We start from the raw sequence: 23502 nt of genomic DNA on the forward strand, positions 1-23502 counted from the left end.
GAGACTAGCCCGCGTCGACGGCTGCCGTCTCCGGTGCGTGCGTCGCGGATGCGTCGCTCTTGCTGCGGCGGAGACGCTTGAGGATGCGACGGGCCTCGGCGTCCGTGGCCACGGCGGGCGGCGAACCCTCCAGCGGCTTCCGGGCGGTCTCCGAGATGAGCAGCACCGCGACGCCACCGACGACCGCGGCGACCATCATGTACATCGGCGCGACGAGGTCGCTGCCGGTCGCGTCCTGCAGGGCCGTCAGGACCAGGGGAGTGGTGCCACCGAAGATCGACACCGCGAGGTTGTATCCGATCGCCAGGCCGCCGTAGCGGATCCCGGTGGGGAACAACGCGGGAAGGACCGACGGGAAGACGCCCACGAAGAGCAGCAGCAGCCCGCCGAGGATCGCGAGGCCGAGGAAGACGGTGAAGTAGTTGCCGACCCCGATCAAGAGGTACGCGGGCAGCGACAGTGCGAAGAATCCGACGAAACCCGCCAGCAGCAACGGTTTACGACCCACCCGGTCGGACAGCTTTCCGACGAAGCTGATGCCGACCATCATGATGAGCATCACGACGATCATGAGAACCAGGCCGTGCGATTCGTCGTAGCCGAGCGTGTTCGACAGGTACGTCGGCATGTAGCTGAGCAGGCCGTAGTGCGCGATGTTGTACGTGGCGACCAGGATGACGCACAACACGAGCGGACGCCAGTTCTCCACCAGGGTCTCGCGCAGTTTGCCACCCGTGGATTCGTCTGCCGGCGAACGCTCTTCGGCCTGCTCCATCTGCTGGAACGCGGGCGTCTCCTCCAGTCGCAGCCGTAGGTAGAGGCCGATCAGGCCGAGCGGACCGGCGAGCAGGAACGGGATCCGCCACGCCCAGTCGACGAGCGCGTCGGCGCTGACGACGGTGCTGATGATGGTGACCAGGCCCGCGGCCGCGACATAGCCGGCAAGGGTTCCGAACTCGAGGAAGCTCGCGAAGAAGCCGCGGCGCTTGTCCGGTGCGTACTCGGCGACGAAAGTGCTGGCGCCGCCGTACTCGCCGCCCGTCGAGAATCCCTGCACGAGCCGGAACAGCACCAGCAGGATCGGTGCCACGAGGCCGATGGAACCGTAGCTCGGGATCAGGCCGATCGCGAACGTGCTGCCCGCCATCAGGATGATCGTCGTGGCCAGGACCTTCTTGCGGCCGATCCGGTCGCCGAGTGGACCGAAGAACAGTCCGCCGAGCGGCCGGACGACGAAGGCTGCGGCGAAGATCGCGAACGTCGACAACAGCTGCGCGGTACCGCTGGCCTCGGGAAAGAAGACCTTGCCGATGGTGGTCGCCAGGTAGGCGTACACGCCGAAGTCGAACCATTCCATGGCGTTACCGATCATGGTGGCCTTGACGGCGCGTTTGACGGAGGCCTCGTCGGTGACTGTGACATCAGGTGATTCGGCCACCTCGGCCGAGGTGATCGAGTGGTCTGGTGCATTCATGTCGTGCGCTCCCCAGCGCAGTTATCACCCGCGCGGGGCACGTACCTGATGCACGCATCTTTTCGTCGCCCGCACGGCGATTGCTGGTCGGGTTCGGCAACCCACGGCCCTTCGGCGCGATGCGGCCCCCGCCGATCGGCTCTGGCTCGTGGCTCGGTCCCGCCCCACCGTCCGGGGTGCGGGACTACCAGCTGTAAGAGCGATTACCGTAGCAAAGGATCCGGGGGCTTGTCGGCCCGAGCGTCAGTACGCCCGGGCGTACTGTGCCGGAATCTGCGGCGTCACCTGGGCATTCAATTCGAGTGCGGCTTTTCGCGGCCAGTACGGGTCTCGCAGTAGTTCGCGCCCGAGGAACACGGCGACGGCTTCGCCGGCGTCCACGATCCGCTCGGCCTGCTCCGGTTCGGTGATGAGCCCGACCGCAGCGGCCGGGACCGTGGTCTCGGTCTGGATACGACGGGCGAACGGGACCTGGTATCCGGGCGCCACGGGGATCCGCGCCGAGGCGACGCCGCCGCTGGAGACGTCGACTAGGTCGACACCGAGGTCGGCCAGCGCCTGCACGAGGGCGACGGTCTGGTCCGGCGTCCAACTGTCCGCATCGAGACCGGCTTCCTCCGACACCCAGTCGGTGGCCGAGACCCGGACGAAGACGGGCAACTCGGCGGGCCACACGTCGCGCACCGCCTCGACGACCTCGAGCACCAGCCGGATGCGTCCGGCGAAGCTGCCGCCGTACTCGTCGGTGCGGTGGTTGCTGAGCGGTGACAGGAACTGGTGAAGCAGATAGCCGTGTGCCGCATGGATTTCCACGACTTTGAAGCCGGCCCGGGACGCCCGCTCGGCGGCGGCGGCGAAATCTGCGACCACCTTCCGGATGTCGTCCGCCGTCGCCTCCGCGGGTGGGGTGTGATCGCCGAATCCGATCGCGCTCGGCGCCACCGTCTGCCACGCCAGCTCGTCGTCGCCGGCGAGGCTCCCGCCCCCGCGCCACGGGACGTGCGCGGACCCCTTCCGTCCCGCGTGACCGAGCTGGATACCCGGGACCGCGCCGAAGTCTTCGAGTTGCGCGTTGATCTCCGCGAAGGCCCGAGTCTGAGTGTCGTTCCAGATGCCGAGGTCGGCCGCGCTGATGCGGCCCTCCGGGCTGACGGCCGTCGCTTCGGTGAGGATCAGTCCGGCGCCGCCGATGGCGCGGGTCACCAGGTGCGTCCGATGCCAGTCGCCCGGCACCCCCACGTCGCGGCCCCTCACGTCGGCCGAGTACTGGCACATCGGCGCCATCCACACCCGATTGGGGATGGTGACTCCACGGAAGGTGATGGGCTCGAACAACACGCTCACTACAGCACTCCTGCCTCTGATGGTCTCGACCAGTCGCAACCTGCGCGAGGGACGAAATCATTCCCGATCGGTCCAGCCCCGCGACGTACCGGCCCTTCCCGCCCCGCGGGGTATCGGACTCGGTATATAGGCTGTCTTCATGACTGCAGTGACCTCCACCTCGTCGGCCGGTGCCACGGTGGATACCCGTGAAGCCGTCCACGCAGCGGCCCGTCGCGCCCGCACCGCGTCGCGGGTCCTCGCGCTGCTCACCACCGCACAGAAGGACGCGGCGCTCCACGCGGCGGCCGATACCGTGCTCGCCGCGGCGGACGACATCCTCGCCGCCAACGCCGCCGACATCGAGGCGGCCCGGGCGTCGGGCACCGAGGATTCCCTCCTCGACCGGCTGCGGCTGACGCCGGACCGGATCGAGGGAATCGCGTCCGGGCTGCGTCAGGTCGCCGGATTGCCCGACCCGGTCGGTGAGGTGGTGCGCGGTTCCACACTGCCGAACGGTCTCGAACTCCGTCAGCTGCGTGTTCCGCTCGGCGTGGTGGGCATGGTCTACGAAGCCCGGCCCAACGTCACCGTCGACGCGTTCGGGCTGGCACTCAAGTCGGGCAACGCGGCCCTGCTGCGCGGGTCCTCGTCCGCGGCGAAGTCGAACGCGGCGCTGGTCGCGGCACTGCGGACGTCGCTGGCGGCGCAGGAGCTGCCCGAGGACGCGGTGCAGTTGCTGCCGAGCGAGGATCGGTCCAGCGTGACGCACCTGATCCAGGCCCGCGGGCTGGTGGACGTCGTCATTCCCCGCGGCGGCGCCGGTCTGATCGACGCCGTGGTGCGCGACGCGACGGTCCCGACCATCGAGACGGGCGTCGGCAACTGCCACGTCTACGTCCACGCCGCGGCCGACCTGGAGATGGCCGAACGGATCCTGCTCAACTCCAAGACGCGACGACCGAGCGTCTGCAATACCGCCGAGACGGTGCTGATCGACGCCGCGATCGCCGAGACGGCCGTCCCGAAGCTGCTGCAGGCCCTCCAGATGCACAGCGTGACCGTCCACGGGGATCTGCCCGGACTGGTGCCCGCCACCGAGTCGGACTGGTCGGAGGAGTACCTCACCCTGGATCTGGCGCTCAAGGTGGTCGACGACCTGAACGCCGCGGTCGAGCACATCGACAGGTACGGAACCGGGCACACCGAGGCCATCGTGACGGCGGACCTCGCGGCCGCCCGCGAATTCACCGCCCGGGTCGACGCGGCCGCCGTCATGGTCAACGCGTCCACCGCCTTCACGGACGGTGAGCAGTTCGGATTCGGCGCCGAGATCGGGATCTCCACGCAGAAACTGCACGCGCGCGGTCCGATGGGTCTCCCCGAACTGACCTCCACCAAGTGGATCGTGTGGGGTGACGGGCACACCCGCCCGGTCTAGACCTGTGCCGGCCGTCCCTTCCGTCGAGCCACTCAGCCCGTAACCCCTGCCGAAAGGAGCGAGCGTGGACCGCGCGCTGCCCACCACGACGCCGTTCTTCGCGAGCGTCGACGACGTCGTCGCCCGACTCGCCGAAACCGGGTACCTGTCCGACAAGGGCACCGCGACCGCGGTGTTCCTCGCCGACCGGCTCGGGAAACCCCTGCTCATCGAGGGTCCCGCCGGGGTCGGTAAGACCGAACTCGCCCGCGCGGTGGCCGAGACCACCGGCGCCGAACTGGTGCGGTTGCAGTGCTACGAGGGCGTCGACGAGGCCCGCGCGCTCTACGAGTGGAATCACGCGAAGCAGATTCTGCGCATCCAGGCCGGCAGCGACCACAGCTGGGATGCGACCAAGGCGGACGTCTTCTCGGAGGAGTTCCTGCTGTCGCGGCCGCTGCTGACCGCGATCCGGCGCGAGGACCCGACGGTGCTGCTGATCGACGAGACCGACAAGGCCGACGTCGAGATCGAGGGCCTGCTCCTCGAGGTGCTCAGCGATTTCGCCGTCACCGTCCCCGAACTGGGCACCATCACGGCCACGCGCAAGCCGTTCGTCGTCCTCACCTCGAACGCCACTCGTGAACTGTCGGAGGCCCTCAAGCGCCGCTGCCTCTTCCTGCATCTCGACTTCCCCGACGCCGACCTCGAGCGGCGCATCCTCGCGAGCCGCGTGCCGCAGCTACCCGAGGCGGTCGCCGAGCAGCTGGTCAAGACGATCCGCGTGCTGCGCGGCATGCAATTGAAGAAGCTGCCGTCGGTGGCCGAGACCATCGACTGGGGCCGCACGCTCCTGGCGTTGGGGCTCGACACCCTCGACGACGACGCCGTCCGCGCGACGATGGGGGTCGTCCTCAAACACCAATCCGATCAGCTGCGGGCAGCTGCCGAGCTGCGACTGAACTGAAGGACTCCCCATGGCTGCTGGTGGTCCACTCGCGTCTCGGTCGAAGCCGGGCGGTCCCGCCGCGCCGCACGGCCTTCCCGGGCATCTCGTCGACTTCGTCGAGGCGTTGCGGCGGCGCGGCATCATGGTCGGACCGTCCGAGACGGTCGATGCCGGTCAGGTCATGGCCGTCCTCGACCTGCTCGACCGGGAATCGCTGCGCGAGGGTCTCGCGTGCGCGCTGCTGCGGCGGCCCACCCACCGGCCCACATTCGACGCGTTGTTCGAGCTCTGGTTTCCGGCGGCGGTCGGAAACCGCGCGGACGGGGCGATCGACACGAGCCTGCCGCGGAACGCCAACGGTGACATCGACTACGAGGCGCTGCGCGAGCTGATCGTCGAACTGCTCACCGACGGGTCGCCGGAGGCGATCGAACTCACCGAGCTCCTCACCGCGCAGATGGTCGAGGAACTCGGGCAGTACCAGTCGGCGAACGGTCCGTCGTTCTCGGCGTACCAGGCGCTGCGCGATGTGGCGCCGGAAACCCTGCTGAAGAAGATCCTCGATGGCCTGCTCGGCAATCAGCAGGCCGGCGAGGCCAGGAGCACGGAAAGCTACGAGTCCGAGGTGGCCAAGCGCACCGCCGCCCAGCGGATCGCCGACTTTCGCAAGATGATCGAGAAGGAGACGCGGCGACGGTCCGCCGAGAACCTCGGCAAGGAGCGGGTGGCGTCGTACGGTGTGCCGCGGCTGGCCGAGGAAGTCGACTTCCTGCGCGCGTCCGACGCGGAACTGACCGCGCTGAAACGCAACGTGACCCCACTGGCCCGGCTGCTCGCGAGCCGCCTGGCCGTGCGGCGCAGCCGCAACCGGGCCGGTTCGATCGACCTGCGCCGCACCCTGCGCAAGTCGATGTCCACCGGGGGAGTGCCCATCGACCTCGTCCAGCGCAAGCCCCGGCGGGCGCGGCCCGAACTGGTCGTGATGTGCGACGTGTCGGGATCGGTCGCCGGGTTCAGCCACTTCACGCTGCTGCTCGTCCACGCGCTGCGCGAACAGTTCTCGCGGGTTCGGGTGTTCGCGTTCATCGACACCACCGACGAGGTCACCCGGTTCTTCGACGCCGGCGCCGACCTCGGCAGTGCCATGTCGCGGATGATCCGGGAAGCCGACCTGGTCGGCTACGACGGTCACTCCGACTACGGCAACGCGTTCGGGGTGTTCGCCGAGCGATTCTCCCAGAGCATCACGTCGCGTTCGTCGCTGCTGGTGCTCGGCGACGGCCGCAACAACTACCGGGACCCCAACCTGGAGGCCCTCGCCCGGCTCGTCTCGGTGGCGAAACACGCGCACTGGCTCAACCCGGAGCCCCGCGGACAGTGGGGATCGGGGGACTCGGCGGCCGCGGTGTACAACGAGGTCATCAGCATGCACGAATGCCGATCCGCTCAGCAGCTGGCGTCGGTGGTCGCCGGGTTGCTGCCGGTGTGACCACGTAAGCTCGACACTCGTGGAACAGGGAGCAGCGGGCGCACGTCGGCGCCGCCTGGGAGTCATGGGCGGCACCTTCGACCCCATTCATCACGGTCACCTGGTGGCGGCCAGCGAGGTCGCCGACCGATTCAGCCTCGACGAGGTCGTGTTCGTGCCCACCGGCAGGCCGTGGCAGAAGCAGGGCAAGGGTGTCAGCCCCGCCGAGGACCGGTACCTGATGACGGTCATCGCCACCGCGTCGAATCCGCGATTCTCGGTCAGCCGGGTCGACGTCGACCGGGAGAAGGTCACCTACACCGTCGACACCCTGCGGGATCTGCGCAGCTACCACCCGGACGCCGAGCTGTACTTCATTACCGGTGCGGACGCCCTGGCGAGTATCCTGTCCTGGCAGGACTGGGAGGAACTGTTCTCGCTGGCGAAGTTCGTCGGGGTGTCACGTCCGGGATTCGATCTCAACACCGAACATCTGGCGGGTCATCTGGAGGCGTTGCCCGAGGACGCGGTCACGTTGATCGAAATCCCGGCTCTGGCGATCTCCTCGACGGAATGTCGGCGGCGCGCCAGTCGCCACCGTCCTGTGTGGTACCTCGTGCCGGACGGTGTGGTCCAGTACATCTCCAAACGGAACCTGTACCGGCCACCGGACTCCGAGCGCCTCGACGGCGCGACGACGATGTCCGAACCGGCGCCGGACAAGACCAAGAGCTAGTCAGCACTTTTCGAACGAACTGGGAGAACATCGCGTGAGCGCAACGACCGAAGCCATCGAGATGGCACGCATCGCGGCAGTGGCTGCCGACGAGAAGCTGGCCTCCGATGTGGTGGTGCTCGATGTCTCCGAGCAGCTGGTCATCACCGACTGCTTCGTCATCGCCTCCGCGCCCAACGAGCGCCAGGTGAATGCGATCGTCGAGAACATCGAAGATCGTCTGCGTGAGGCAGGTCACAAGCCGGTGCGTCGTGAGGGCACCCGCGAAGGCCGTTGGGCACTGCTCGATTTCGTGGACGTCGTCATCCACGTCCAGCACAACGAGGAGCGCAACTTCTACGCCCTCGACCGGCTGTGGAAGGACTGCCCGACGGTGCCCGTCGAGGGTCTCGGGCAGCAGGGTCCGGCAGGCACGAACGGTGCGGGCGCCGCCGAAAATGGGGAGTCCGAACTGTGACGGATGCTCCCCGTGCCCCGCGGCGTCTGATACTGCTCCGCCACGGGCAGACCGAGTACAACGCCGACAACCGCATGCAGGGCCAGCTCGACACCGAACTGTCGGAGCTGGGTCGGTCGCAGGCCCGCGCCGCCGCGTCCGCGCTGGTCGGTCGCAGGCCGATCTCCATCGTGTCCTCCGATCTGCGCCGCGCCTACGACACCGCCGTCGAGGTCGGCGACAACGCCGGCCTGCCGGTGCAGATCGACGATCGACTCCGTGAGACGCATCTCGGGGACTGGCAGGGACTCACCCACCTCGACGTCGATGCCCGCGCCCCCGGGGCACGTGCCACGTGGCGCGGCGATGCGACGTGGGCGCCGCCCGGCGGGGAGAGCCGGATCGACGTCGCGCGGCGCAGCACGCCGGTCGTCGCCGAACTCGTCGAGAAGCACGAGGACTGGGCCGAGAAGCCGGTGATCCTGGTCGCGCACGGTGGATTGATCGCCGCGCTGACCGCGGCACTGCTCGATCTGCCCGTCGATCGCTGGCCGGTGCTGGGCGGACTGGGCAACACCAGCTGGGTGCAACTGAGCGCGTACGGACAACCCGATTCGCTCAGCTGGCGTCTCGACGTGTGGAACGCTTCCGCGAGTGTGGCCAGTGACGTCCTCTGAGGTGGGCGCCGGTTCCGGGGAACGCCCCGTCCTGCTCGTGCTCGCCGATTCGCTGTCGTATTACGGACCCAAGGGCGGTCTCCCGTCCGACCACCCCGACATCTGGCCCAACATCGTTGCACGGCAGCTTGGTTGGGACGTCGAGCTCGTCGCGCGGATCGGCTGGACCAGTCGCGACGTGTGGTGGGCGCTGACGCAGGACCCGCGCGTGTGGTCCGCGGTACCCCGGGCCGGCGCCGTCGTGTTCGCCGTCGGAGGCATGGACTCGCTCCCGTCTCCGCTGCCGACCGCACTGCGCGAGCAGTTGCGCTACGTCCGCCCACCCGCGCTGCGTCGCGTCGTACGGACCGGCTACCAATGGCTCCAGCCGCGGTTGTCGCCGCTGGGCTGGCCGGTGGCGTTGCCCCCGCGGCTGAGCGTCGAATACCTGGAGAGTTCCCGGGCGGCGCTCGCGTACATGCGCCCCGAACTTCCCGTCATCGGGACCCTGCCGTCCGTGCATCGCAGCGAGGCTTACGGCAAGGTGCATGCGGGCCGTCCCGGTGCCGTGGCCGCCATCACCGCCTGGTCGGAGGAGAAGAACGTACCCCTCGTCGATCTCGCGGAGGCGGTGCGCGCCAACGTCTTCAGCGATCACGGCAATCCGGACGGCATTCACTGGGGCTGGGACGGGCACACCGAGGTCGCAGCGGCCATGCTGACAGCCCTCCGCGCGGCGGGTGCCGTGCCGGAGGTCCGCGGGGACGCCGTTCCGGCCGATCCCGTGTCGAGCGGAGCCGAGTAGTCCGATGCCCGTCGTCGTCGTCACCGATTCGTCGGCATCGATCCTGCCGGAACTCGTCGAGCAGTACGGGATCCACGTGGTCCCGCTCCACGTCCTCAGCGGCGGAAAGGATTTCCGGGAGGGCATCGACGAGGTCCCGGAAGAGCTGGCCGGGGTCACCACGTCGGGTGCCTCGCCGAGCGAACTCTCCGAGGCCTACGCGACGGCGCTGGAACTCAGCGACGGCGCCGGAGTCCTCGCCGTCCACATCTCGCGGCAACTGTCCGGCACCTGGGAGGCCGGCCGCCAGGCGGCGCAGGAGTTCGACGGCCGCGTGCGGATCGTCGATTCCCAGTCCGCCGGAATGGGATTGGGATACCCGGTGCTGGAGGCGGCGCGGCTGGCGCAGCGCGGGGCCGACCTCGAGGCGGTGTACCGGCGGGCGGTCGACGTCGCGAGCCGTGGACGTTGCCTGATCGTCGTGGACCGGCTCGATCAGCTGCGCCGCGGGGGACGGATCGGCACCGCCGCGGCGCTGCTCGGTACCGCCCTGGCGATGAAACCGGTTCTGCATCTCGTCGACGGCCGGCTGGTGCTCAAGGAGAAGACGAGGACCTCGACGAGGGCCATGGCCCGCATGGTGGACGCCGCGGTGGAGCAGGCGGGTCTGGACAGGACGGCCGTCGCTGTGCATCACATGCACGCCCTGCAGCGCGCGGAAGCGGTGGCGCACCAACTGAAAGACCGGATTCCGCAGGTCAGCGATCTCGTCGTCACCGATTTCAGCTCGGTCATCGGAGCCCACGTCGGGGTGGGCGCCATCGGCATCGTGCTGTGCCCCGAGCCCGTCCTGCACCACGAAAACCACGATTCATCCACAACTTCGCACTGATCCACAGGCCGATTCGCGCAGCCAGGTCGTCCGGGCATCGTCGTGGGCGGGCCGCTCTACTGTCGCGTCATGGGTATCAGGGAAGAACGCTCGAGAGGCCGGACCCGTCTCGCGTTCCTCACGTCGGGGGAACGTGAGCCCGTTCCGGCCACGCCGGCGGCGCCGGAATGGCTCGCCGAGCCCGGCGGAACCGGATTCGACGGCGACACCACATGGTCGGCCGAACGCCGCCGGGGTGTGTTCTCGCTACCCGACCGGTGGCGTGACGCCCGGTTCGATCCGGGGCGTTCCGGGGCGGTCGCACTGATCGTGGTCGGAATCGTCGTCGCGGTGGCCACCGTGGTGGGAGTACGCAGCGATCGGCCCGAGACGCAGTCCGTCCCGTCGTTGCCAGCCGCAAGCGGGCAGTCCACGGCCGCCGCGGCCGACTCGACGACCCCGTCCGCTGGCGCGGCGCCCGCGGCGGCCCCCGCGGAGGAGATCGTCGTGAGTGTCGTCGGTCTGGTGACCGCGGCGGGTCTGGTCCGGCTTCCGCCGGGTTCCCGGGTGGCGGACGCCCTCGCCGCGGCCGGCGGAGTACGCGACGGCGCCGACACCCTCGGATTGAATCTGGCACAACGACTGTCGGACGGCGACCAGGTGCTCGTGGGGGCCGCGACGACGCAGGCGCCCCCGAGCGCGGTGGGCGGTACCTCCACCGGGTCCCCGTCGGCGGGCGGTGCGATCGCCGCGGCCGGTGGGCTCGTGAACCTCAACACGGCGACGGCGACGGAACTCGACGCGCTGCCCGGCGTGGGTCCGGTCACGGCGGCGGCGATCGTCGCGTGGCGCACGACCAACGGCACGTTCACCGACATTTCCCAACTGGGGGAGGTGGACGGGATCGGACCGGTGCGGCTCGAGAAGCTGCGCGGTCAGGTAACGCTCTGATGTCGGAGGGTGAACCCCGGCCCCTGGATCTGCGGCTTCTCCCGTTCGCCGGGATTTGTTGGGCGGCAACAGTGATCGGTATTCTCGGCGGGTCCGCGGCGGCGTGGACCTGGGTGGTCGCACTGTCGGGCACGGGAATTCTCCTCACGGCCGGACACATTCTGCGCGGGCCACGGCGGTGGACGGCGGGAGCGGTGGCGATCCTGCTGTTCGGATCGTGCTGCGGTGGCGGCGTGGCCTGGCGGGTACAGAACCTGGAACGGCACCCGCTGACCGAACTCGCGCGGAACGGGACGTGGGTGACGTTGGTCGTGACCCCGGTCGAGGATCCGCGGCCGATCGCCGGATTCGGACGTCGTGTGCTCGTGCACGCCGACGTCGTCGAGATCCGGCGGGCCACCGAGACGATCTCCACGAGCGGCGCGGTGGTCGTCCTCGCCCCGGCGGAGGGGTGGCTCGGACTGCTACCGGGACAGGAGGTGGTTCTGCGTGGACAGTTGAGTCCGCCACGGCACCGGGACCTCAGCGTGGCCACCGTCCGGGTGTCGGGGCCGCCCATCGAGGTCGGGCTCGCGCCCCCGCATCAGCGGTGGGCCGGCGCCCTGCGCGCGCGGTTCGCCGCGGCCGCCGCCGTTCTGCCCGAGGACGAAGCCGGACTCCTGCCGGGGCTGGTGGTGGGCGATACGTCCGCGCTGCCGCCGGACCTGAAGGAAGATTTTACCGCGACCGGGCTGACGCACCTGACTGCGGTGTCGGGGGCGAACGTCAGCATCCTGCTGGGTGCGGTTCTGCTCCTGGTGCGAGCGGTGGGGATCGGTCCCCGCACCGGCGCGGCGCTCGCCGCCGCGGCCCTGATCGCCTTCGTCGTGATCGCGAGACCGTCTCCCAGCGTGCTGCGCGCCGCAGCGATGGGTTCGGTCGCACTGCTGGCGCTGGTGAGCGGACGACGGAAACAGGCGATGCCCGCCCTGGCCGCGGGCGTCATCGCCCTCCTGACATGGTCACCGGCGTTGGCAGTGGACTTCGGATTCATCCTCTCTGCGTCGGCCACCGCGGCGCTGATCGTGATCGCGCCGGTATGGGTGGACCGGCTCGTGGGCCGCGGATGGCCGCGCGCGGTGGCCGAGTCGGTGGCGGTGACCGTCGCCGCCTTCGTCGTGACCGCACCGATCGTCGCCGCGATGGCGGGGACCGTGAGCCTGGTGTCGATCTGTGCGAACGTGCTGGTCGCCCCCGTGGTCGGGGTGATCACCGTGGTCGGGGCGGTCGCGGCTCTGATCGCGGCGGTCAGCGTCCCCGCCGCGGCCGTCGTGGTGCGCCTGACGCACTGGCCGCTGTGGTGGCTCGTGACCGTGGCCGAAGGGGGTGCGCGGATCCCCGGGGCGTCGATTCCGGTGCCCTCCGGGCCGGCCGGTGCGGTTGTCGTTCTCGGCGCCGTGCTCGCTGCCGGTGTGGCGCTCCGCAGTCGCGGGCCCCGGCTGGTGCTCGTCGGAATCACCGTCGGTGCGCTGGTGCTGTGGGCGCCGATCTGGCCGTCGTCACTCGGCCGTCTTGTGTGAGTGTCGTCGAATCCGGGCAACCTCCGCAGAACTCGAGGAAAGGGGCGAACCGTGCAGGTGGGTTTCAAGCTGATGGCCGAGACATTCGATCCCCGCGAGATCGTGCGGCAGGCGGTCGAAGCCGAACGCGCCGGATTCGACTTCGTCGAGGTGAGCGATCACTACCACCCCTGGCTCTACAGCCACGGCCACTCGGGGTTCGTGTGGTCGATGCTGGCGGCCGCAGCGGCAGGTACCAGCCGGATCGGTCTGGCCACCGGCGTCACCTGCCCGTTCGTCCGCTACCACCCGGCGATCATCGCGCAGGCCGCGGCCACCACCGCCGTTCTCAGCGAGGGTCGCTTCACACTGGGGCTCGGCTCGGGGGAACGCCTGAACGAGCACGTCGTCGGCGGGGGTTGGCCGTCGGTCACCGTCCGGCACCAGATGCTTCGCGAGGCGATCGACATCATCCGGCTGCTGTGGTCGGGCGGCTACCACTCCTACGAAGGACGGCATCTCACCCTCGACGATGCCCGCGTCTTCGATCTTCCGGACGTGCCGCCCACCATCGCGGTCGCGGCGGGGGGAACGGAGGCCGTCGGTATCGCCGCCGAACTCGGCGACGGACTGTTCGCCACCGAACCCGACCCCGATCTGGTGAAGGCCTACACCGCGGCAGGCGGGACTGGACCGCGGTACGGGGAGGTGCCGCTCGCGTGGGCGCGCGACGAGCAGTCCGCGGTCGAATCGGCGCACCGGCTGTTCCGGTTCGGGTTGACCGGGTGGAAGGTGCAGGCCGAGCTGCCGAATCCGATCAACTTCGAAGCGGCGTCGTCCTCGATCCGCACGGAGGACGTCCGGGATGCCATGGCCTGCGGGCCGGACGTCCGGCGGCACCTCGACGTGGCAGGCACGTTCGTGGACGCCGGGTTCGATCGTCTGGCGTTGATCAACGCCGGACCCGACGTGGACGGATTCTTCGAGTTCTTCGCCAACGAACTGAAGGAGCCTCTGCGGGCATTGGCGACGCCGTGACTTTCCCTGTGCTGCTGTATATTTCGTCGTCCTCACCCCGGTGCGGCGCGGCTGGAGAATGCTGTTCGGAGCGCTCGGCGCGAGGGGAGAGGCCACGTTCTGTATCGTTTCGACTTCGATTCCCGATGTGGGTATGCGAAACCGAAACACCGACTACCATCCGGTGGCAGATCGAGCGGTGAACGGTCGTGGAACGCACCCGCATTGGAGGGCGAGGGGGATGTCGGAATCGGAGCGGACAGATCTCGATGTGGACGACGAACTGGACGCCGTGCAGGTGCGGAGAGCGCAGCGCGTCGTGGCGGCACTGTCGCTCGACGCCGCCGACTGCCGCATGCTCCTGTCGATGCTGGGGATCGCGGGCAACCCCGATGCGCCGGAGTCCGACTGACCTGCGGTCAGGTCACCTTGCGGTGGTGATGAGCAACGATCTCCTGCGCCACCGTCGCCAGTTTGAGGTTCATGTCCTGTGACGTGGTTTTGAGAATCTCCATCGCCTGGTTCTCGGAAATATTGTGGAAGGCCATCAGCAGACCCACCGCCTTGCCGATCTCCCGGTTGCTGACGAGGCCGGCGCGCAGCGTCTCGGCCTCGACGTGCTCGTGCACGGCCGCCAAGGCCACCGCCGCGAACGATGCGAGCATGATGCCCTGCTCGACGGAAGTGGTGGTCAGGGCTCCCGGGGTGTCGGAGAACAGATTGAGCGCTCCGACCTTGCGTCCCAGAATGACGAGGCGGAATCCGGCGGCCCCGCGCACCGGTGTGTGGGCCAGAACCCGCTGTGACAGGCGGGGCCACTGCGAACCGGCGGCCAGGTCCGTCTCGAACTGGGGGGTGTCGCTGACGATGGCGTCGACGCACGGCCCCTCGTTCTCGATGCGCTCGAACTCGTCGACGCGAGCGGCGACCTCGTCACTGGCGGCAGCGGTCACGTAGCGCGACCCTTCCCGGAGCATCAGGCTGGCGTGTGCACAACCCTCGACCAGGCGCGGTGCGGCGTCGCAGACGGCCTGATGGACGTGCCCGAAATCCTGACCGGCGTAGAGGAGATCCGCGAGGGCCGCAAACGTCGCGGCCGACTTGCCGACGGCCTCGAAGCGCGCCGGATCGGGCACTCTCTCTCGCATCCTGTCCTCCCGCTTCCGGGTCTGCGCCCGGCTCTGTGATGTCAGTCTGCCAGAGTGGGGGGTCGTCGCCGGACCGGCCGGGAAGAATTCGCGATCGGCCGCCGGAAGTAGTCGCCTGGGCGGAAGATGGCGCCATGGTGTCGCCCGCCGAGAGCCCACTCGTGACCGTTGCCGAGGGAACGCTGCGGGGCACCCGCCTCGGCGGGGTTCTGTCGTGGAAGGGCATTCCCTACGCCGCGCCACCGGTCGGCGAGTGGAGGCTGCGCTCGCCACGCGCGCCCGAACCGTTCACCGACGTGCGCGACTGCACCCGGTTCGGCCCCATCGCACCGCAGAACGAGCACGGGCCACTGCCCATCGACCCAGGACTGACTCTCGACGAGGACTGCCTGTCCCTGAACGTGTTCGCCCCGGCAACGAGTACGGACCGACCGCGGCCCGTGATGGTGTGGATACACGGCGGTGCGTACTACCTCGGGTCATCGGGGCAGCGCATGTTCGACCCCACCCACCTGGTCGAGCGGGGCGAGGTCGTGGTGGTGACGTTCAACTACCGCCTCGGTGCGCTGGGATTCCTGGACTTCTCCTCGTTCTCGACGGAGCAGCATCCGTTCGACACGAACCTCGGCCTGCGCGATCAGATCGCGGCACTCACCTGGGTCCGCGACAACATCGCGGTTTTCGGCGGCGACCCGGACGAGGTGACGCTGTTCGGGGAGTCCGCAGGCGGCGGCGCGGTCACCACCCTGATGACGTCCCCGCGCGCGGAGGGGTTGTTCCAGCGCGCCATCGCCGAGAGTTCACCCGCCACGTCCGTGTACGGCCCCGACCGCGCCGCGAGCATCGCCGAGTCCTTTCTCGAGCTGCTCGACATCGCACCGGCCGACGCGGGACGTCTGCGCGACCTCCCCGTCGACGTGCTGACGAAGGCCTGCGTGGAACTCGTCCAGCAGGTGCCCGCCCGAGTGCCAGGCACTCTCGCGGTTGCTCCCACGGTCGACGGGGACGTGGTCCCGCACTACCCCGTGGCGGCATTCCGGAAGGGTCTCGCGCACCGGATTCCCCTGCTGATCGGGACGAACAAGGACGAGGCGTCGATGTTCCGGCTGATGAAGTCGCCGCTGATGCCGATCACCCCGGACGCCGTCCATCAGATGTTCGTGGCGATCGCGGCCGACCACCCCGACCTGCCCGCGGACGAGGAACAGGAAGTGGCGGCGGCGTATCCGGGCTACCCGAAGAAGCGTTCGGCCATGGAGATCTCGCGCGACGCCGCATTCCGGATGCCGACGCTGTGGATCGCGGAGGCGCACAGCCGCCTCGCACCGACGTGGCTGTATCGCTTCGACTACGCCACTCCGTTCCTGCGCGCAGCGCGGATCGGCGCCACTCACGGCACCGAGGTGCCGTACGTCTTCGGGAACTTCGGCGTCGTCCCGCACGACCCCACGTTCAAGCTCGGGGGACATCGAACCGCCGGGCACGTGTCGGAACACGTCCAGCGGCGCTGGCTGTCCTTCGCCGTGGACGGCACCCCGGACGGAACGGACGCCGAGGTCGACTGGCCCCGGTACGACGAAGCGGATCGCACGACCCTGCTGATCGGCAAATCCGACGCCGTGGTCGCGGACCCGGACCGCGAACTTCGCCGGGCTTGGGGTGAGGACGTGATCGGTTTCAGCTGAGTCCGCCGGGCCGCCGGTTTCGGCTCGGCCGAACGGGGGGATACCTTCTGAATGAGCCCTGCAGCAACGGAATCGGGTCGCGACCTCAGTATCGGGGTCGAGGAGGAGTTCTTCCTCGTCGACCGATCCGGGCACCTGTCCGCGGCCGGGCCCGACGTGGTCGCGGAAGCGGGCCACGACATTCGGGGGCTGCAGCGTGAGCTCGCCCGCTCCCAGATCGAGACGGCGACCGGCGTGTGCCACACCGGACAGGAACTGCACGAGGAGTTGCGCAGCTTGCGGTGCAGGCTGACGAAGGCTGCCGCCGGCCGCGACCTGTCGCTGCTGCCGAGCGGAACGCCGCCGATGGCCGAGAGCGTGCCTCCGGCGATCACCCCGAGCCCGCGGTACGAGGAGATGGCCCGCCACTTCGGGTCGATCGTGGACACGGTGATCACGTGCGGCTGCCACGTGCACGTCGGCATCCCGAGCCGCGAGATCGGTGTCCGGGTGGGCAATCAGGTTCGCAGTTGGCTCCCGGTGCTCCTCGCCCTCACGGGGAATTCGCCGTTCCACGGTGGGCGCGATACGGGCTACCACAGTTGGCGGCACATCCTGTGGTCGCGCTGGCCGTCGGCGGGACCGCCGCCGCATTTCGATTCCGCGGACGAGTACGAGTCGGTCGTCGGTGCAATGATCGGGACCGGCGCCGCGATGGATCGCGGAATGATCTACTGGCACGTCCGGCTCTCCGACAAGCAACCGACCATCGAGGTCAGGATCGCGGACGTCGCGATGACGGCGGCGCATGCGGCCCTCTATGCCGTGGTCGTGAAGGGTCTGGTCGGGTGGGCGTTGCGGTTGGCGGAGGAGGGTGTCGCCGTCCCGTGGTTGCGTGTCGAGCTGCTGCGCGCGCAGTTGTGGCGTGCGGCCCGCGACGGACTCGATGGTGAATGCACCAGTCCCGCCGCTGACCGGTCGTTGCCGATCCGCCGGCAATTGGAACTGCTGAACGAGTGCATCGCCCCCGGACTGGGGGCTAGCGACCGCGCCTTCCTCGAATCGGGACTCGACTCCGTTCTGCGGGAGGGGACGGGCGCCGAGCGGCAACGCGCCGAGTTCGAACGCGGTGGCGCCCTGGCCTCGGTGGTGGGCCTCCTGACCCGCGAAGTGGTCAGCTGAGAGCCGGTAGGGAGCTGAGGTAGCCGGGATGCAGCAGCCCGGCGGAGCGGGGCCCCGTGAACAGGGTGCCCGCACTGGAATCGGGCCCGGCGCGGAGCGGTCCCGGGTCGTCGCTCAACGCCTCCATGGTCGCGGTGTCGACGAGGGCGAGGTCGATGCGCTGCGGGGCGGGGTGGTAGAGCGCGAGGATCACCGGTTCGGGGTGGTGGGCGGCGGCGCGTCGCATCACCTGCAGTGCGGGGTCGGTGGCCAGGGCGAGCACGGTGATCTCGGCGAACGACGCGAGCCGGTCCGCGACCTCGCGCCCGGATACGCTGCGCCACGTCTGCCCGTACCGGGTGAGCGCGTCGGTGTGGTGCCGCTGATCGGTGACCGGTCTCACCGTGCCGCGCGGCAGGTCGAGCAGCGTCCGCCACTGCGTTTCGAAGTACTCGCACGCGGCGTCGAAGTCGGTGCGCTTCGCGGCGCTGCTTCCCGACCCGTCCGGCTCGGGTTCGAGGGGGCCGTGACCGCGAGCGAACACGGTCTCGGTATGCCCGGTCACGGAGCAGCGGGCCACCAATTGCACCGACCAGCGGACGAGCAGGCCGCCGCGGCAGGTGTACCGCAGACCGAGCTCGTACCGTTGCCCGGCCGCGCGATCGTCGTCGAGGTCGATCGTGTGCGCGTAATCCTCGGGGGCGATGCCGTCCACCCCGATATCCGCGGTCATGTGATCGAGTGTCCACCGCCGACGCGGTGTCCGGGCGGCGATGGCGATAGTCGGTTCCGGGGTGTCGGCGAACGTGTCCGCCCCACGTGGCACGATCGTCGCGTGAGCACTCCAACTCAGCTCGAACAGCTCCATCTGGTCCTCGGTGACGAGGAGTTCCTCGTCGAACGCGCGGTCGCGCAGATCATCAGCCGGGTCCGCGCGACGGCCGACGTGGCCGCGGGCGCGGACCTTCCCGTCAACCGGCTGCGGGCGGGGGATGCGGGGGCGGCGGAACTCGCCGAACTGCTCAGTCCCTCCCTGTTCGCCGAGGACCGGGTGGTGGTGCTGGAGGCCGCGGCCGAGGCGGGCAAGGACGCGGTGGCCTTGGTCCTCGACGCTGCCGGAGACCCGCCGCCGGGCGTCGTTCTCGTCGTTCTCCACTCGGGCGGCGGACGCGCGAAGGCGATGGCCGGGGCGTTGGAGAAGCTCGGGGCCGCGGTCCACCCGTGCGCCAAACTGAAGTCCGGCGACATCATCGGCTTCATCCGCGGCGAGTTCCGCACTCTCGGGGTCCGGGTGTCGCCGGACGTGGTGCAGACCGTGTTCGAAGGGGTGGGATCGAATCTGCGGGAATTGGCCGCGGCGTGCTCGCAGCTCACGGCGGACACCGGCGGCAAGATCGACGTCGCGGCGGTGCAGCGGTACTACTCGGGCAAGGCCGAGGTCAGCGGATTCGACGTCGCGGACAAGGCCGTCGCCGGCGACACCGCGGGTGCGATCGAGGCGCTGCGCTGGGCGATGCTGCGGGGTGTGCCGCACGTGCTGCTGGCGGATGCACTCGCCGATGCGGTGCACTCGATCGCTCGGGTGGCTCCGGCCGGGCGGGGAGACCCGTTCCGGATGGCATCGGAACTGGGTATGCCGCCCTGGAAGATCAAGAAGGCGCAGGCCCTCGCGAAGGGGTGGACGCCCACCTCGGTGGGGGAGGCCCTGCGCGTGGTCGCCGCACTCAACGCCGACGTCAAAGGCGCCGCCGCCGACGCCGACTACGCCGTGGAGAGTGCTGTGGGACGCGTCTCCCGGTTACGTCAGATCTGACGGCGACACGACGGACGCAGACACGACAACAGCCGCTCGATCCGAGGATCGAGCGGCTGTCGGAGCCTACGACGGAAGAACCGTCAGATCTTGTTGACAGCCTGCGCGAGAGCAGACTTCTTGTTGGCAGCCTGGTTGGCGTGAATGACGCCCTTGCTGGCTGCCTTGTCGAGCTTGCGGCTGGTGGCGACGAGGAGCTCGTTGGCCTTGTCCTTGTCACCGGCCGCCGCAGCCTCGCGGAACGAGCGGATCGCCGTGCGCAGCGAGGACTTCACCGACTGGTTACGGAGTCGGGCCGCCTCGTTGGTACGGATCCGCTTCACCTGGGACTTGATGTTGGCCACGCGTAAAATCCTGTCGTCTTAAGCTGGTTACGGTCGAGAAAGCTCTGGGCGCACACATATGCACCGACAGGCGAGATTACCAGTGATCGGTGTCCGATCTCAAACCGGCGCGGGGACGCGCCGACAAATCCTGCAGCTGTGCTGCTGAACGGGTGTGCATGTAGCAGCATGTCTGGGATGACGCCCCCAGCATCGAAGTCGTCAACAGTAGCGAAATCGTCGGCAACCGCGAAAGCCCCCGTCCGAAAATCGGGGGGAAGCGCAGCGGCGGGTGCGAAGGCATCGGGAACCCAGTCGCGGACTCGGGTGACTGCCCGGCCGCGCAAGCCGGCAGAACCCGCCCACGTGTTCGACGGTTACACCGACATCGGGCGGTACGGGCTGGCGTTCGACGAGATGTTCGACCGCGACGGCACCGTCCGCCCGCCGTACAAGGGCGTGTTCAAAGCGCTCGAGCCGGCGGACCGAGCCGACCTCGCCGCCCGCTCCGACGCCCTGGGCAGGGCGTTCATCGACCAGGGTGTGACGTTCTCGCTGTCCGGTCAGGAGCGGCCCTTCCCGCTCGACCTGGTGCCGCGGGTCATCGCCGCAGCGGAATGGACGCGCCTCGAGAAGGGCATCAAACAGCGCGTGCATGCGCTCGAGCTGTTCCTTGACGATGTCTACGGGGAACAGCGCATCCTGCGTGACCACGTCCTGCCGAAGCGGCTGGTCACGTCGTGCGAGCACTTCCACCGGGAGGCCGCGGGGATCGTCCCGCCGAACGGTGTGCGGATCCACGTCGCCGGGATCGACCTCGTCCGCGACGAGAACGGAGTGTTCCGCGTTCTCGAGGACAACCTGCGTTCCCCGTCCGGGGTGTCGTACGTCATGGAAAATCGTCGCACGATGGCGCGGGTCTTCCCCGACCTGTTCATGTCGCACCGCGTGCGGTCGGTCGGCGACTACGCCTCGCACCTGCTGCGGGCGCTGCGCGCGTCGGCTGCCCTGAACGAAGCCGATCCGACCGTCGTCGTGCTGACCCCCGGCGTCGCGAACTCCGCGTACTTCGAGCATTCGCTGCTCGCACGGCAGATGGGTGTCGAACTGGTCGAGGGCCGTGACCTCTTCTGCCGCGACAACATGGTCTACATGCGCACGACGGAGGGGGAGCGGCAGGTCGACGTCATCTACCGCCGCATCGACGACGACTACCTCGACCCCATGCACTTCCGGCCGGACTCCGTGCTGGGGGTGGCCGGCGTCCTCAACGCGGCGCGCGCGGGCAACGTCGTCATCTCGAGTGCCGTCGGGAACGGCGTCGGCGACGACAAACTCGTCTACACGTATGTCCCGCAGATCATCGACTACTACCTCGGGGAGAAGCCGTTGCTCGCGAACGTCGACACGCTCCGCTGCTGGCTGGACGAGGAGTGCGAACAGGTCCTGGACCGGGTCGACGAACTGGTGATCAAACCGGTGGAGGGCTCCGGCGGCTACGGCATCGTCTTCGGCCCCGACGCGTCGCCCAAGGAACTGAACACGATCACGCGGAAGATCAAGGCGGATCCGCGCGGGTGGATCGCCCAGCCGGTGGTCCAGCTGTCCACGGTGCCGACGAAGATCGGGGACGAACTGGTTCCCCGGCACGTCGACCTGCGGCCCTTCGCGGTCAACGACGGCGACGACGTGTGGGTGCTGCCGGGCGGGCTCACCCGGGTGGCCCTGCCCGAGGGGTCGCTCGTGGTGAACTCCAGCCAGGGCGGCGGCAGCAAGGACACGTGGGTGCTGGCGAGCAGAAGCTCGGACGAGGAGCGGGAACTCGCCGGCGAGGAACTCGTGGCCGAGCCGGCGCAGTCCGCCGAGGCCGAGCAGGGGCCCGAACTCAGCACCACCCAACTTCAGCAACAACAGCAACAGCAGCAGCAACAGGGGCAGGGAGGTGGTTGCTGATGCTGGCGAGGAACGCGGAATCGCTGTACTGGATCGGCAGGTATGTGGAGCGGGCCGACGACATGGCCCGCATTCTCGACGTCGCCGTGCACCAACTCCTCGACGACGCCTCGGTGGACCCCGACCGCACGTCGCGGTTGCTGCTGCGGGTCCTCGGCATCGACGCGCCCGACACCCCGCTCGACGTCCGGTCGGTGACCGAACTGGTGGCGTTCAGCCGCAACCAGGTGGGCTCGATCATCGATTCCCTCGCCAGTGCCCGCGAGAACGCGCGCGGCGCCCGCGAGGTCACGTCCAGCGAGATGTGGGAGTGCCTCAACACCACGTACAACGGGCTCGCGGAACGGGAGCGGGCGGCCAAGCGTCTCGGGCCGCACGAGTTCTTCCGGTACGTGGAGGAACGTGCGGCGATGTTCGCGGGTCTGGCCGACTCGACCCTGAGCCGCGACGACGGGTACCGCTTCCTGCTGCTGGGCCGCTCGATCGAACGCGTCGACATGCTCGCGCGAATGCTGCTCTCCCGTGCCGGCGACCGCCCGTCGTCGCCGGCGTGGGTCACGGTGCTGCGTTCCGCGGGAGCCCACGACACGTATCTGCGGACGTACCGCGGTGCGCTGGACGCCAACCGGGTGGTCGAGTTCATCCTGCTGGACCGCCTGTTCCCGCGGTCGGTGTTCCACGCCATCCGGCAGGCGGAGTTGTGCCTGGCCGAACTCGACCACCAGCCCGACAGCCGCGTCGGCCCCCGGGCCGAGGCGCAACGTCTCCTCGGCCGGGCCCGGAGTGAACTCGAGTTCCTGCCGCCCGGCGTGCTGCTCGAGGATCTCCAGGATCGGCTCGCGGGGTTGCAGGAAACCTGCCGCGAGCTCGGAGAAGCCATCGCGCTGCAATATTTTCACGCCGCGCCGTGGGTGGCGTGGACCGATGCACGGGCCGCCGGCGACGACGCCGTGGTGGAGGGAGAACTGTGAGTTGGCGTATGAGAGTCGTGCACACCACCGGGTATGCCTACGACGCACCGGTCACGTCCTCGTACAACGAGGCGCGACTGACCCCGCGCGGTGACAGCAGACAGACGGTGATCCTGAACCGGGTAGAGACGACGCCCGCCACGCGCTCGTACCGCTACACCGACTACTGGGGCACCGCCGTCACCGCATTCGATCTCCATGCGCCGCACAAGGAACTCGAGGTCACCGGGCTGTCCGTCGTTGAGACCGAACCGTTCTGGGAGCCGGAGGAGAAGGCGGACTGGGACGAGCTGGCCAGTCCACCGCTCACCGACCGGTTCAACGAACAGCTGAGCAACACCACGTTCGTGCCGCGCAGCCGCAAACTCGACGGCATCGCCCGGGACCTGCGCAAGGGCCGCACTCCCGACGAAGCCGTTGTCGCGGCGGCGGACTGGGTGCATCGGGAAATGGACTACGTCCCGGGGACGACGGGCGTCCACACGTCCGCCGTCGACGCGTGGGCCGAGCGGCAGGGCGTGTGCCAGGACTACGCGCACCTGACGCTGGTGTTGTTGCGCAGCATGGGAATTCCGAGCCGGTACGTGTCCGGCTATCTGCACCCGAAACCCGATGCGGCGGTGGACGACACGGTGGCCGGCGAGAGTCACGCCTGGGTGGAGGCGTGGACCGGTGCGTGGTGGGGATACGACCCCACCAACGCGGTGGCGGTCAACGAACAGCACGTGTCGGTGGGCATCGGACGGGACTACGCGGACGTTCCGCCGCTCAAGGGCATCTTCTCCGGAGGCCGGGCAACTGATCTCGAAGTCGTCGTGGAGATCACGCGTCTGGCGTAAAGTGCCA

The 23502-nt window shown here is 69.0% G+C and carries 23 protein-coding genes; 18 read left to right on the plus strand and 5 right to left on the minus strand.

Annotated features, from left to right (window positions below):
- Positions 1-4: 4 nt before the first annotated feature.
- Positions 5-1474, minus strand: coding sequence for an MFS transporter (locus H0B43_RS30060; RefSeq protein WP_185724606.1), 1470 nt, complete (start codon positions 1472-1474; stop codon positions 5-7).
- A gap of 243 nt (positions 1475-1717) precedes the next feature.
- The gene (locus H0B43_RS30065; protein ID WP_185724605.1) at positions 1718-2818 is read right to left on the minus strand and encodes an NADH:flavin oxidoreductase/NADH oxidase; all 1101 of its coding nucleotides are present in this window, start codon (positions 2816-2818) and stop codon (positions 1718-1720) included.
- Between the two features lie 139 nt (positions 2819-2957).
- On the opposite strand from H0B43_RS30065, the gene H0B43_RS30070 reads away from it, so the two are divergent.
- The 12 genes from H0B43_RS30070 to H0B43_RS30125 all read left to right on the plus strand — a co-directional run bounded on the left by H0B43_RS30070 (position 2958) and on the right by H0B43_RS30125 (position 14035).
- Positions 2958-4238, plus strand: a complete 1281-nt coding sequence (locus H0B43_RS30070; protein ID WP_185724604.1) for a glutamate-5-semialdehyde dehydrogenase — start codon at positions 2958-2960, stop codon at positions 4236-4238.
- Between the two features lie 64 nt (positions 4239-4302).
- Positions 4303-5184: a MoxR family ATPase gene (locus H0B43_RS30075; protein WP_185724603.1), complete on the plus strand. Its 882-nt coding sequence runs from the start codon at positions 4303-4305 to the stop codon at positions 5182-5184.
- A gap of 10 nt (positions 5185-5194) precedes the next feature.
- Positions 5195-6655 (plus strand): VWA domain-containing protein, encoded by a 1461-nt coding sequence (locus H0B43_RS30080; RefSeq protein ID WP_185724602.1) that lies wholly within the window; start codon positions 5195-5197, stop codon positions 6653-6655.
- Between the two features lie 19 nt (positions 6656-6674).
- Complete coding sequence (gene nadD / locus H0B43_RS30085) at positions 6675-7370, plus strand: nicotinate-nucleotide adenylyltransferase (protein WP_185724601.1); 696 nt, start codon at positions 6675-6677, stop codon at positions 7368-7370.
- 34 nt (positions 7371-7404) lie between these two features.
- A complete protein-coding gene (rsfS, locus tag H0B43_RS30090) occupies positions 7405-7827 on the plus strand; it encodes a ribosome silencing factor (protein WP_185724600.1) in 423 nt (140 codons plus the stop codon).
- Positions 7824-8483 carry a histidine phosphatase family protein gene (locus tag H0B43_RS30095; protein WP_185724599.1) on the plus strand — a complete coding sequence of 220 codons (660 nt, stop codon included), beginning with the start codon at positions 7824-7826 and terminating at the stop codon, positions 8481-8483. Before rsfS ends, H0B43_RS30095 begins: the two co-directional genes overlap by 4 nt.
- Entirely contained in the window at positions 8470-9267 is a 798-nt protein-coding gene (gene octT, locus H0B43_RS30100) for a diglucosylglycerate octanoyltransferase (RefSeq protein ID WP_185724598.1), read from the plus strand. The genes H0B43_RS30095 and octT overlap by 14 nt, the downstream gene beginning before the upstream one ends.
- A 4-nt stretch (positions 9268-9271) precedes the next feature.
- Positions 9272-10138 carry a DegV family protein gene (locus tag H0B43_RS30105; RefSeq protein ID WP_185724597.1) on the plus strand — a complete coding sequence of 289 codons (867 nt, stop codon included), beginning with the start codon at positions 9272-9274 and terminating at the stop codon, positions 10136-10138.
- A gap of 69 nt (positions 10139-10207) precedes the next feature.
- Positions 10208-11068 carry a ComEA family DNA-binding protein gene (locus H0B43_RS30110; protein WP_185724596.1) on the plus strand — a complete coding sequence of 287 codons (861 nt, stop codon included), beginning with the start codon at positions 10208-10210 and terminating at the stop codon, positions 11066-11068.
- On the plus strand, positions 11068-12627 hold the full coding sequence (locus H0B43_RS30115; RefSeq protein ID WP_185724595.1) for a ComEC/Rec2 family competence protein: 1560 nt from the start codon (positions 11068-11070) through the stop codon (positions 12625-12627). Before H0B43_RS30110 ends, H0B43_RS30115 begins: the two co-directional genes overlap by 1 nt.
- A gap of 51 nt (positions 12628-12678) precedes the next feature.
- The gene (locus H0B43_RS30120) at positions 12679-13644 is read left to right on the plus strand and encodes a TIGR03557 family F420-dependent LLM class oxidoreductase (protein WP_185724594.1); all 966 of its coding nucleotides are present in this window, start codon (positions 12679-12681) and stop codon (positions 13642-13644) included.
- 220 nt (positions 13645-13864) lie between these two features.
- The gene (locus H0B43_RS30125) at positions 13865-14035 is read left to right on the plus strand and encodes a hypothetical protein (RefSeq protein ID WP_185724593.1); all 171 of its coding nucleotides are present in this window, start codon (positions 13865-13867) and stop codon (positions 14033-14035) included.
- Between the two features lie 7 nt (positions 14036-14042).
- Here the strand turns inward: H0B43_RS30125 and H0B43_RS30130 are convergent, their stop codons facing one another.
- Positions 14043-14771, minus strand: coding sequence for a GAF and ANTAR domain-containing protein (locus tag H0B43_RS30130; protein WP_185724592.1), 729 nt, complete (start codon positions 14769-14771; stop codon positions 14043-14045).
- 134 nt (positions 14772-14905) lie between these two features.
- Between H0B43_RS30130 and H0B43_RS30135 the strand changes: the two genes are divergently transcribed.
- Positions 14906-16456, plus strand: a complete 1551-nt coding sequence (locus H0B43_RS30135) for a carboxylesterase/lipase family protein (protein ID WP_185724591.1) — start codon at positions 14906-14908, stop codon at positions 16454-16456.
- A 51-nt stretch (positions 16457-16507) separates the two neighbouring features.
- A complete protein-coding gene (locus H0B43_RS30140) occupies positions 16508-17617 on the plus strand; it encodes a glutamate--cysteine ligase (RefSeq protein WP_185724590.1) in 1110 nt (369 codons plus the stop codon).
- Here H0B43_RS30140 and H0B43_RS30145 read toward each other — a convergent pair.
- Positions 17610-18329, minus strand: coding sequence for a hypothetical protein (locus tag H0B43_RS30145; RefSeq protein WP_185724589.1), 720 nt, complete (start codon positions 18327-18329; stop codon positions 17610-17612). The two genes, H0B43_RS30140 and H0B43_RS30145, sit on opposite strands and share 8 nt — an antisense overlap.
- Positions 18330-18431: 102 nt before the next feature.
- Between H0B43_RS30145 and holA the strand changes: the two genes are divergently transcribed.
- Complete coding sequence (gene holA / locus H0B43_RS30150; RefSeq protein ID WP_185724588.1) at positions 18432-19409, plus strand: DNA polymerase III subunit delta; 978 nt, start codon at positions 18432-18434, stop codon at positions 19407-19409.
- 83 nt (positions 19410-19492) lie between these two features.
- Here the strand turns inward: holA and rpsT are convergent, their stop codons facing one another.
- Positions 19493-19753, minus strand: a complete 261-nt coding sequence (gene rpsT, locus H0B43_RS30155) for a 30S ribosomal protein S20 (protein ID WP_012688238.1) — start codon at positions 19751-19753, stop codon at positions 19493-19495.
- A gap of 306 nt (positions 19754-20059) precedes the next feature.
- On the opposite strand from rpsT, the gene H0B43_RS30160 reads away from it, so the two are divergent.
- From H0B43_RS30160 to H0B43_RS30170, 3 genes are read left to right on the plus strand one after another with little or no spacing between them, the layout of a single operon-like run.
- The gene (locus H0B43_RS30160) at positions 20060-21685 is read left to right on the plus strand and encodes a circularly permuted type 2 ATP-grasp protein (protein WP_185724587.1); all 1626 of its coding nucleotides are present in this window, start codon (positions 20060-20062) and stop codon (positions 21683-21685) included.
- Positions 21685-22656, plus strand: a complete 972-nt coding sequence (locus H0B43_RS30165) for an alpha-E domain-containing protein (RefSeq protein WP_185724586.1) — start codon at positions 21685-21687, stop codon at positions 22654-22656. Before H0B43_RS30160 ends, H0B43_RS30165 begins: the two co-directional genes overlap by 1 nt.
- 8 nt (positions 22657-22664) lie before the next feature.
- Positions 22665-23495: a transglutaminase family protein gene (locus tag H0B43_RS30170; RefSeq protein WP_185724585.1), complete on the plus strand. Its 831-nt coding sequence runs from the start codon at positions 22665-22667 to the stop codon at positions 23493-23495.
- The last annotated feature ends 7 nt before the right edge of the window (positions 23496-23502 follow it).

Source organism: Rhodococcus sp. 4CII (genome assembly GCF_014256275.1).
GTDB classification, from domain to species: domain Bacteria; phylum Actinomycetota; class Actinomycetes; order Mycobacteriales; family Mycobacteriaceae; genus Rhodococcus_F; species Rhodococcus_F wratislaviensis_A.